The organism is Micromonospora sonchi (assembly GCF_014646235.1).
GTDB classification, from domain to species: domain Bacteria; phylum Actinomycetota; class Actinomycetes; order Mycobacteriales; family Micromonosporaceae; genus Micromonospora; species Micromonospora sonchi.
On the sequence record NZ_BMNB01000021.1, the window covers coordinates 65898 to 76270 of the forward strand.

General features: G+C 69.8%; 10 protein-coding genes and 1 pseudogene. 8 read left to right on the plus strand and 3 right to left on the minus strand.

Annotated features, from left to right (window positions below):
• Positions 1–200 precede the first annotated feature (200 nt).
• The 3 genes from IEY61_RS21035 to IEY61_RS21045 all read left to right on the plus strand — a co-directional run bounded on the left by IEY61_RS21035 (position 201) and on the right by IEY61_RS21045 (position 2682).
• A complete protein-coding gene (locus IEY61_RS21035) occupies positions 201–1103 on the plus strand; it encodes a DUF5996 family protein (protein WP_189046961.1) in 903 nt (300 codons plus the stop codon).
• A gap of 124 nt (positions 1104–1227) precedes the next feature.
• Positions 1228–2079 (plus strand): NmrA/HSCARG family protein, encoded by an 852-nt coding sequence (locus tag IEY61_RS21040; protein ID WP_189046963.1) that lies wholly within the window; start codon positions 1228–1230, stop codon positions 2077–2079.
• 267 nt (positions 2080–2346) lie between these two features.
• On the plus strand, positions 2347–2682 hold the full coding sequence (locus tag IEY61_RS21045; RefSeq protein ID WP_189046965.1) for a GNAT family N-acetyltransferase: 336 nt from the start codon (positions 2347–2349) through the stop codon (positions 2680–2682).
• A gap of 275 nt (positions 2683–2957) precedes the next feature.
• Here IEY61_RS21045 and IEY61_RS32310 read toward each other — a convergent pair.
• Positions 2958–3125, minus strand: a pseudogene (locus tag IEY61_RS32310) (IS30 family transposase); the annotation flags it as partial.
• Between the two features lie 353 nt (positions 3126–3478).
• Between IEY61_RS32310 and IEY61_RS21050 the strand changes: the two are divergent.
• Positions 3479–4216: a nucleoside/nucleotide kinase family protein gene (locus IEY61_RS21050; protein WP_189046967.1), complete on the plus strand. Its 738-nt coding sequence runs from the start codon at positions 3479–3481 to the stop codon at positions 4214–4216.
• Here IEY61_RS21050 and IEY61_RS32360 read toward each other — a convergent pair.
• Both IEY61_RS32360 and IEY61_RS21055 read right to left on the minus strand, forming a co-directional pair.
• Positions 4139–4480 carry a DUF8453 domain-containing protein gene (locus tag IEY61_RS32360; RefSeq protein ID WP_505820606.1) on the minus strand — a complete coding sequence of 114 codons (342 nt, stop codon included), beginning with the start codon at positions 4478–4480 and terminating at the stop codon, positions 4139–4141. The genes IEY61_RS21050 and IEY61_RS32360 overlap by 78 nt on opposite strands.
• Positions 4481–4497: 17 nt before the next feature.
• The gene (locus IEY61_RS21055; RefSeq protein ID WP_229706254.1) at positions 4498–5424 is read right to left on the minus strand and encodes a MaoC family dehydratase; all 927 of its coding nucleotides are present in this window, start codon (positions 5422–5424) and stop codon (positions 4498–4500) included.
• 171 nt (positions 5425–5595) lie between these two features.
• On the opposite strand from IEY61_RS21055, the gene IEY61_RS21060 reads away from it, so the two are divergent.
• From IEY61_RS21060 to IEY61_RS21075, 4 genes are all read left to right on the plus strand, one after another.
• Positions 5596–6558, plus strand: a complete 963-nt coding sequence (locus tag IEY61_RS21060) for an ABC transporter substrate-binding protein (protein WP_189046969.1) — start codon at positions 5596–5598, stop codon at positions 6556–6558.
• Positions 6555–7466: an ABC transporter ATP-binding protein gene (locus IEY61_RS21065; protein ID WP_229706256.1), complete on the plus strand. Its 912-nt coding sequence runs from the start codon at positions 6555–6557 to the stop codon at positions 7464–7466. The genes IEY61_RS21060 and IEY61_RS21065 overlap by 4 nt, the downstream gene beginning before the upstream one ends.
• The gene (locus tag IEY61_RS21070) at positions 7463–8293 is read left to right on the plus strand and encodes an ABC transporter permease (protein ID WP_189046971.1); all 831 of its coding nucleotides are present in this window, start codon (positions 7463–7465) and stop codon (positions 8291–8293) included. The genes IEY61_RS21065 and IEY61_RS21070 overlap by 4 nt, the downstream gene beginning before the upstream one ends.
• Positions 8294–8362: 69 nt before the next feature.
• Positions 8363–10372: a hydantoinase/oxoprolinase family protein gene (locus tag IEY61_RS21075; RefSeq protein ID WP_189046973.1), complete on the plus strand. Its 2010-nt coding sequence runs from the start codon at positions 8363–8365 to the stop codon at positions 10370–10372.
• Position 10373: the final 1 nt, after the last annotated feature.

Consider the following 10373-nt stretch of genomic DNA (forward strand, 5'->3'; position numbering starts at 1 on the left):
GAACTCGAGCCCGCCCTCCTCGGCGGCCAGGCGTCGATGACCTCCGGCACCCGCGTCGCCGTCGCGCCTGACGGATTCGTCGCCGATGATCTCGCAGGCGGTGACGGGTCAGGAAGACGGAGGTTGGCACCCGTGCGGCCATGGGATAGGAAGGATGCCCGCATGGGACCGAATGCCGCCAAGCTCTCGGAGGAGCCCGGATGACCGAGTTGTTCCCGCCGATCCCGCTGTCCGCTTGGGCGGAATCGAAGGAGACCGTCCACCGGTTCACGCAGATCGTCGGCAAGATCCGGCTGGACCAGGCGCCACCGCGCAACCACTGGTGGCATGTGCCGTTCCACCTGACCGGCCGCGGCATCACGTCCCGGCCCATGGGCCGCGACCTGATGTTCGCCATCGACTTCGATTTCGTCGACCACCGGCTGATCATCAACACCCTGGCCGGTCAGGCGATCTCCTTCCCGCTGCCAGGCCTGTCCGTCGCGGCATTCCACGAGCGACTGTTCACCGCGCTGGCCTCCCTCGGCATCCACGCCCACATCGACGCCAAACCCTACGATCTGGCCGACAACGTCCCGTTCGCCGAGGACACCACGCACACCGCGTACGACCCGTTCTGGATCAACCGGTACTGGCAGGTCCTCAGCCAGGTAGGCCTCATGCTGGAGGAGTACGCCGCCCGGTGCAACGCCAAGAGCAGCCCGGTGCACCACTTCTGGCACACCTTCGACATCGCCGTCACCCGGTTCTCAGGGCGACACGCGCCGCAGCCGGACACCGTCGACCCGGTGACCCGCGAGGCGTACTCGCACGAGGTGATCAGCGCCGGCTTCTGGTTCGGCGACAACAACATCCCCGAGCCGGCCTTCTACTCCTACACCGCCCCCGAGCCCGACGGCCTTACCCAGGAACCCCTGCGGCCCGCGCAGGCACGCTGGGTCGAAAACCGGGGCGCACACCTCGCGCTGCTGACCTACGACGACGCCCGCGCCACCACCGACCCGCGCGCGACAGTCCTCGACTTCCTGGAGAGCGCCTACCAAGCCGGCGCCCGCCGCGCCGGCTGGGACACCAGCAAACTGCGCACCCAGTACGCACCCTGACCGCGGCACCCAGGAGGCTTCCGCGAACGCGCGCACGGGCGAGGTGATGGCCGTGGCACGCGGGATAATGTGGTGTGCGCGACGATCGGTCGCCGTGCGTGCTTTCCGAGAAGAGGTGTCTCTGATGGCCGATGCGCCGATCTTGGTGCTCGCGGCGACCGGTGGTCAGGGCAGCGCCGTTACCGAGGCGCTACTGGACCGCGGGGCTCGGGTGCGGGCGCTGGTTCGCGACCCGAAGCGGACGGCGGCTCGTCGGCTGGCCGCCCGGGGTGTCGAGGTGGTCGCGGGATCGCTGGATGACCTCAGCTCGCTGACCGCGGCCATGGCGGGCACGAGAGGCATCTTCGCCTTGACGACCCCATTCGAGGCGGGTACGGATGCCGAGGTGGCCCAGGGGAGGGCGATCCTGGCAGCCGCCCGCGAAGCCCGAGTGCCGCACCTGGTGTTCAGTTCGGTTGCCGGCACCGAGCAGGCAAGCGGTGTGCCGCACTTTGACAGCAAGGCGCGCATCGAAACCGAGCTGGCTGCTGGTGATGTCCCCTACACGGTCTTGGGGCCGACGTACTTCTTCGACAACGCACTCGGCGGCGCGGACCACATCCGCAGCGGCGTGCTGGACCTGCCGCTACCCGCGGATCGGCCACTGCAGCAGATTGCCCGCACCGACCACGGCGTCTTCGCGGCGCAGGTTCTCCTCAACCCCGCCCCCTACCTCGGGCGACGCATCGAGCTGGCCGGCGATGCCCCTACCCCCGCCGAGATGGCTGCCGCCCTGAGCACGGCGCTGGGGCGAAAGGTACACCATGAGAGGGTGCCGCTGGCCGAGATCGGCAATCCGGACATGCACGCGATGTGGGCGTTCTTGAACGGGCCGGGCTACCAGGTCGACATCCCCGCGCTGCATGCCGCCCACCCCGAGGTTGGCTGGACCAGCTTCGCCGAGTGGGCCGACCGCGCGTTTGGATCCGCCTCCTGAGCACTCGCGCCAGTACAATGCGGCGGACCGGACCGACCAGTGGCTGCAGATCATGAGCCCGGCGGGTGAGAACGGCCTGGACCTACGCCAGGACGCCCGCGTGCTGGTCGCCCGGTTGACCCCGGACCACCGTCTGGCTCACTCGTTCGGTGAGGGCCGCGGCGGTTCGCCATCGACGTGCCGTTGGAGTATCGCCCCGTCGGAGTCTGGGCAAGTGGACCCTGGCGCCCGCTGCACCGCCTTCGCCGCCGGGTGAGGATGGACCACATGGAGCCAACAGTTGTGGACAACCCATCGGCCGGCCGGTTCGAGATCATGGTTGACGGGCAGGTGGCCGGGTTCGCGGAGTACCGGCGCAGGAACGGAACCATCTCCTTCACTCATACGTTGATTGAGTCGAACTTCGAGGGCCGCGACCTGGGCTCGAAGCTGGCCCGCGGTGCACTGGACGCCGTCCGTGAGGAGGGATCTGGGGTCCTGCCGTTTTGCCCATTCATCCGCGGCTACATCCAACGTCACCCGGACTACCTCGACCTCGTGCCCACCGACCAACGGGCCCGATTCGAACTCGCGCCCGCATCCGCCGAGCCCGACATCAGCTAAGACTCGGCCCACCGGCCGGACGCCGCGCACCGCGGTGGCCGGCCGGGGGCACCCGATCGGCAGGCCAGGGGTTCGAGTGCGACGACGAGCCGTGGGCCGACGCCGTCCACGCCTGGCTCCGGCGCTGCTGGTCGGCACGGGCGGGTACCTTCGCCTCGACGGCACTTCAGCCCGCCCTCCGGATATGGCCGACTACGTGGAGCGGCTGTTGCCATCCATCCCGTCGGCTCTTCCCCGCCCCGTCGCTGCAGGGATGCGCTGGATCAGGGCCACCCTGCCCGGCGTTGCCGCTCCAGCAGCGACAGGTACCGGCCTGACCGGACGTCGTTTGCCAACCAGGCTGGTGGCACACCGCCGTTCTCGGCTCGCCACCGGTAGCCGGTCTTGCGACCGATCCCGACGAGGCGGCACGCCTCGAACGTCCCCACGCCGGGCTGCAGCAGCCGCCAGTACTACGGGGCCACGGTCAGTTGGCAGAGCCACCGGTACACGGTGGCCGGAGAGGCGTACACGTCCACCGCCGGAACCAGGTCTCGGCCGGAGCCGGCGCGACCTGGTCGCAGAGGAGCGTGAGCGCGCGTTCCTGCCAGGTTGCGCTCCACACTCTGGGAAGGTCCGCCGTCACGCCAGCGCCCTTTCGAGGAAGTCGGTGGCGGGCAGCCCGCCGACCTCGCTGTCCGCAGTGGCTCTGGTGATGAGTATGAACCCCATCGTCGTCTCCTCGTGTCTGCGGCGCCCTCGACACCATGCGTCGCTCGGCGACCGGCCCTTCGACAGTCTGGGATAGGTTCAGTTCATGGATGGCGGCCACGGGGCGGTGCAGCTGTCGGTGTCGACGTGGCAGCAGCCGCTGCCTGCGACTGTGTCGGCGCACCGTGCGGCGTTGGTGGCCGACGTCGCCGAACGCGTGTTGGCGTGTGGTGACGGGCGCCTACGGGTGGGCATCGACGGGCTGACCGCCGCTGGCAAGACCAGCTTCGGCCACGAGTTGGCGCAGCAGATCAACTCGCGTGGCCGACCGGTGCTGCGCGCGAGCCTGGACGACTTCAAGAAGCCATGGCGAGACCGGCATCTGTATGACCGCGAATCGGGCGAGGGCTACTACCGCAACGCCTTTGACTACGACTCGGTCGTGCGGTTGTTGCTGGAACCGGCCGGTCCTCAGGGTTCGGGTGCGTGTGTGCTGTGCAGCATCGACCCGCTGACCCAGCGCGAGCACCGTGACGTTGTCACCCGTGCGGCAGCGGACGCGGTGCTGATCGTCGATGGCGTCTTCGCGTTTCGCCCGCAGCTCAACGACCACTGGGACTTCCGGATCTGGCTCGACATTGACGAGCAGACGTCGGTGCGCCGGGGAACCCATCGGGATCAGACCTGGGCCGGCGCGGAGGCTGAAGCGGTGCACCGAGACCGTTATCTGGCCGCCGAACGGCTGTATCTTGCCGAGGTGGATCCACTACGGCTCGTTGATGTGGTCATCGACAACGTCCTGTTCGACCAGCCGAGGATGCTGCGTGCGCAGAAGGACCGGTAGACGGGACGTCGGCGTTCGGTGACATGACCTCACCAGGCCAAACTGATCCAGCGCTCGGGCTCGGCCCTGAACATCGGGCATAGCCTCCCGAACCACCCTCTGAGCTGGCCCCATGAACGCCACTACGTATGGCTGAGCCTGTTCGAGTCGAAGGCAGCGCGCCTCCCGCGCCTGACCTAGCGCGACTACCGCTGCAACGATCGCGACGAGCAGCGTTGCCAGGGCAGCGGCAGCAGACCAGTTACTTATCGAGCTACCAGCCATGCGCTTACCAAAGCACACTAAAAGGTAACGGAAGCAGGCGTCTGGCCCCGCAGTTGCAGTACGCCCCGGTCGAGGACGAGCCGTCCGCGGCCGTCCACCGCTTGGAACAGCGCACCCGCCGGATGGTGCCACACCAGCACGGTGAGGGTGTCGCCGGGAAACAGTGGGGCGCTGAACCGGGCGCTGATTCGCCGCACCCGGTCGGGGTCGGCGTTGGCGACGGTGTGTAGCAGGGCGCGTCCGGCGAAGCCGTATGTACACAGCCCGTGCAGGACAGGGCTGGGCAGTCCGGCGCGGGCGGCCACCGCCGGATCGGAGTGCAGTGGGTTGCGGTCGCCGTTGAGCCGGTAGATCAGTGCCTGGTCCGGGCGGATCGGGTAGGTGACGGTGTGGTCGGGGTGCCGCGCCGGGCGTCGCCATTGCGCCGTTGGTGCGCGCCGGCCGCCGAAGCCGCCGGCGCCGATGACGAACATCGCCCGTTCGATGGTGGCCACTGGCGTGCCGTCGATGTCCTGGATCTCCGACCGGTGGTGGAGAAGCATGCCGCTGGTCTGGTCGTGTACGCCGGTGACGGTGGCGGTGGTGCGGACCTGTCCCGCCGGTTGGAGCGGCCGGTGCAGGGTCAGAGTCTCGCCGGCGTGCCGGACGGCCGCCGGGTCGCCGAGGTACGGCGGGTCGGCGGCGAGCAGGGTGGCGAAGGTGGGCAGCACGGCGTGCGGGTGGCCGGTGGAGTTCTCGGTGGTGAATCGGAGTTCGTTTGCGGGGTCGTCCTGTCCGGCGCCGACGCCGAGGGCGTAGAGGATGGCGTCGGTGGCGGTCCAGGACCGCTCGACCGCCGTCCGGGCGAACGGGCCATCGACACTGTGAGTAATCGACCCGGGAGAGCTTCCGGTCTGCGGCGTTTCCGGACTCGCTGCATCAATTGACCTGTTCAGACACTTCACGGTCGTACCTCCTGGGCTGCCGGGCGCGGAATGGGAGAACTCGCCCGGCCGACTACTCTCTGTTGCAATGACAGTCGGGGCGAAACTCTTGACGTTGTGACCCGCCTCCCAGTAGCGTCCCACACTAAGCAACCACGACCACAATATGAGCCGCGTAAGTCTGGGGTAGCTATGAGAATGCGAGCTTTGCGGGCCGGGGCCGCAGCCCTGCTGATGACCGTCGCCGTGACCGCGTGCGCCGAGAACCAGTCCCCCGGGGAGTCCGACGGCGATGGCGCCGCAACCTCCGCCGTGGTCAACTTCGGGGTCGGCGTCGACCCGGCGTACTCGCCGATCTACCTGGCCGAGCAGGAGAAGCTCTTCGAGAAGGCCGGCCTGAACGTGACCGTCACCCAGTACCAGGAGGGGACCGGCGGCCTCGACGCGATCCTGGCCAAGCAGGGCCAGGTCACGGCCAGCACCGAGTCGAGCCTGCTCAACCGGGCTACCCGTGGCGACATCAAGGGCCTCGCGGTCTTCTCGCAGTCGCCGAGCTTCATCAAGCTCGTCGCGCGCTCGGGGATCACCGACGTCGCCGGCATCAAGAAGTACGGTGTCGTGCCGGGCACCGTGAACGAGTACGCGACCAACAAGGTGCTCGACAGCCAGGGCATCAGCCGGGACTCGGTGGAGTTCGTCAACGCCTCCCCGGCCGAGATGCCGGCGCTGCTGCAGCGCGGCGACGTCGACGGCTACATCATGTGGGAGCCGTGGCCGTCGCGGGGCGTCGCCAACGGCGGCAAGGTGCTGCTGACCAGCGGAGACATCGGGTACGTCTACAACCTGGTGATTGGTGTCGACGGTGCCTGGTACGAGGCCAACAAGGAGACGGCCAAGAAGGTCGTCGACACCATCGGCCAGGCGTGCGAGCAGCTCACTGCCGACCCGGCCAAGGCCGGCACGGTGACCGAGACCGCGATCAAGGTGCCGGCGGCCGAGGCGCAGACCCTCCTGGAGGGGGTGCAGTGCCAGGTCCGTGACTTCACCGACGAGGACATCAAGCGCTACGGGGAGATCGCTCAGTTCCAGGAGGACAGCAAGATCGTGAACCAGAAGGCCGACCCGGCGGCCGTCATGATCAGGGGAGTGGCGTGACGGGCTCCGGCTCCCCGGTGTCCGTACGCGACGTCGACATCCGGTTCGGCGACTTCGTGGCGGTCCGTCAGGCGAACCTGGACATCGGTGCCGGGGAGTTCGTCTGCCTGCTCGGGCCGAGCGGGTGCGGGAAGTCCACGCTGCTCAACGCGATCGCCGGGTTCGTCACCCCGGTCGACGGCGAGGTGACCTGCGGGGACACCCGCGTCACCGGACCGGACGTGTCGCGGGGCGTGGTCTTCCAGAGCGCCGAGGCTCTCTTCCCGTGGCTGACGGTACGGCAGAACGTCGCCTTCGGTCCGCGCATGCGGGGCGTCGGCAAGGCGCAGCGGGCCACCGCCGTCGACCGCTACCTGGCCATGGTCGGGCTCAGCCACAGCGCCGACCGGTTCCCGGCCCAGCTCTCCGGCGGCATGCGCCAGCGGGCGCAGCTGGCCCGGGTGCTGGCCAACGAGCCGTCGGTCGTGCTGATGGACGAGCCATTCGGCGCGCTCGACGCGCAGACCCGGTTGGTGATGCAGGTCGAACTCGACCGGATCTGGCGGGAGACCGGGGCGACGATCGTCTTCGTCACCCACGACATCGGCGAGGCCATCCTGCTTGCCGACCGCATCGTCACGATGACCGCCGGACCGTCGGCGGGGATCAAGAACATCTACCCGTGCGACCTGCCCCGGCCGCGGGATCTGACCGATCCGGCGAGCGCGGCGCTCTTCCGCCAGCTGCGCGAGGACATCGGCGCCGAGGTGGCCCGCACCCTGCGGGCCCAGGGCCTCGACGACGGACACGACGGCCGAGCGACCGGCGATCCCGCCGGCCGCCCGGCCGGTGCCGGGACCGTCGAGCCCTCGTCACCGGGCGTCAACGGCACGCGGGTAGCCGACGGCGACAGGAGGGCACTGCGATGAGCGTGGATGTCCGTACGGTTCCGGAGAAGCTGAGCCGGGACAAATCCGCGCCGACCCGTCGGCGCGGGAACTGGCCCCGGTTGACCCGCGTCGGGCTGGGGGTCCTGTCGGTGCTGCTCGGCATCGCCGTCTGGGACCTGGTCAGCCGCAACTACACCGCGTTCTTCCTGCCCTCGCCGATGCTCACCTGGCAGGGCGCGGTCGAACTGGTCCGCGACGGCACGCTGTGGGACTCGGTCACCGCCTCGTCGACCCGGATCCTGACCGGCTGGGCGCTCGGCGTCGTCATCGGCGTCCCGGTCGGCCTGCTGATGGGCTGCGTGCCGTGGCTGCGGCTCATGCTGGACCCGTACATCCAGTTCTTCCGGTTCGTGCCGCCGATCGCCTTCGTCACTCTGGCGATCATCTGGCTCGGTCCGGGAGAGGCGTCGAAGGTCGCGCTGATCTTCTACACCACGGTCTTCATCGTCGCGCTCAACACGCTCGCCGGGGTGCTCTCCGTCGACGAACTGCGGCTACGGGCGGCCCGGGCGCTCGGCGCCAACCCGGTCCGCACCCTGGCCTCGGTGGTGTTGCCCTCGACCGTGCCGCACGTGGTGACCGGTGCCCGGCTGGCCATGGGCAACTCGTTCCTGACGATCGTCTCCGCCGAGATCGTGGCCGCGCAGAGCGGGCTCGGATCGCTGATCTGGACTGCCCGCAACTACGCCAAGACCGAGTGGGTCTTCGTCGGCATCATCGCCCTGGGCCTGCTCGGCTACCTCTTCGACTGGATCCTGCGGATGGTCACCAGCAAGACCCTGCGCCGGTACGGCGTCAACTTCTAGCCAGGCCGCGCCCACGGCCGGCAACCGGCCGCCCGCAACCGCGCGCCCACCACTACCGAAAGGCTCGCCATGCTGTGCATCGGCGTCGACATCGGTGGCACCTTCACCGATGTCATCGTGTACGAGCCGGCCACTGCCCGGCTCGCCGAGGCCAAGACCCTGTCCACCCCGGACGATCCGGCCGCGGCCATCTTCGAAGGGCTGGCCAAGCTCGGCGTACGCCTCGACGAGGTGGAACGCTTCGTCCACGGCACCACCAGGGTCACCAACGCGCTGCTGGAAGGCGCCGGCGAGCCGGTCAGCGTCATCGCCACCGAGGGCTTCCGCGACGTACTGGAGATGGGGTTGGGGCATCGCCCGCAGCTCTACAGCGTCAAGGAGGTGGCGCGTCCGCCGCTGGCTCCGCGCCGGCTGCGGCACGTGTTGCGGGAGCGGATCGGCGCCGACGGCAGCGTGGTGCGGCAACTGGACCCGGGCGACCTCGACGCCGTGCTCGACCGGGTGGCCGCAGCCGGGCCGAAGGCCGTCGCCGTCTGCCTGCTGCACTCCTACCGCAACCCGGCGCACGAGCGGGCGGCGGCGTCCCGGCTCGCCGAGCGGTACCCGGGCCTGGTCTGCACGATCTCCTCGGACGTGGTGCCCGAGCAGGGCGAGTACGAGCGGTTCGCGACCACGGTGCTCAACGCCAGCGTCCGGTCGACGGTCGCCGACTACCTGCGCGGGCTCGGTGCCGCGCTGTCGGCCGGCGGCTACGCCCACCCATTGTCGATCATGACCAGCAGCGGCGGCGTCGTCTCCACCGAGGAGGCCGGCCGGCTGCCGATCAACCTGGCCCTGTCCGGTCCGGCCGGTGGCGTCGCCGCCAGCGTCCACCTCGCCGGCCTGGCCGGCTATTCGAACGTGATCACCTGCGACATCGGTGGCACCAGCACCGACGTCTGCCTGATCAAGAACGGCACCCCGTTGATGACCAACGACGGGAAGATCGCCGGATACCCGAACCGCACCTTCCAGGTCGAGATCAACACGATCGGCGCCGGCGGCGGCTCGATCGCCTGGCGGGACCTCGGCGGAGAACTGCGGATCGGACCGCGCAGCGCCGGCTCGACCCCGGGCCCGGCCGCCTACGGCCGGGGCGGCACCGAACCGACCGCCACCGACGCCCACCTGGTGGTCGGCCACCTCGACCCGCAGGAGAGCCTCGGCGGTGAGGTGCGCCTCGACGTCGACGCCGCCCGCGCGGCCGTCGGGCGGCTCGCCGCCGAGTTCGACCTCGACGACCTGGAACTGGCGCACGGCATCCTCCGGATCGCCACGATCAAGATGACCAGCGCGATCAAGGAGATCTCGGTGGCCTGCGGCCACGATCCCCGCGACTTCGTGCTGATGCCGTTCGGCGGCGCCGGCCCGATGCACGCCACCGCGCTCGCCGACGACCTCGGTATCCGCCGGGTGCTGGTGCCGCCGGTCCCCGGCAACTTCTCCGCGCTCGGCTTCGTCACCGCCCAGGCGCGGCACGACTACGTGCGTACCGTACTGGTGCCCGCCGACGAGGCGGGGCTGGCCGCCGTCCGCGACGTCGTCGCCGAACTGCGTGACGTGGCCCGGGCCCAGCTCAAGGCGGAGGACGGCGTCGAAGCCGACCAGGTCACCTTCGGCCTGTCGGTCGGCATGCGGTTCCGGGGGCAGTCCTTCGACCTGGCCGTACCCGTCGACGACGTGCCGGCGACGGCCGACGAACTGGTGACGGCGTTCCACGCCGCCTACGCCGAGCGGTACGCGTATGCCCGTTCCGGGCACCCGGTCGAGATCGTCAACTGCCGGCTGACCGCGTTCGGTCCCCGCCCCGCCGTACGGTTCACGGCACCGGCCGGCGGTTCGCCGCAGCCGGGCCGGACCCGGATCTACGGCCCGGCCGGCTGGGTCGACGCCACCGTCTGGCGCCGTACCGAGCTGGCCCCCGGCCGCGCGGTGCCCGGCCCGGCGGTCGTCCGTGAGAGCGGCAGCACCACCGTCGTCGGCGCCGGCTGGACCGCCACCGTCGATGAGCGCGGGTACCTGCTGCTCACCCGGGAGTGAC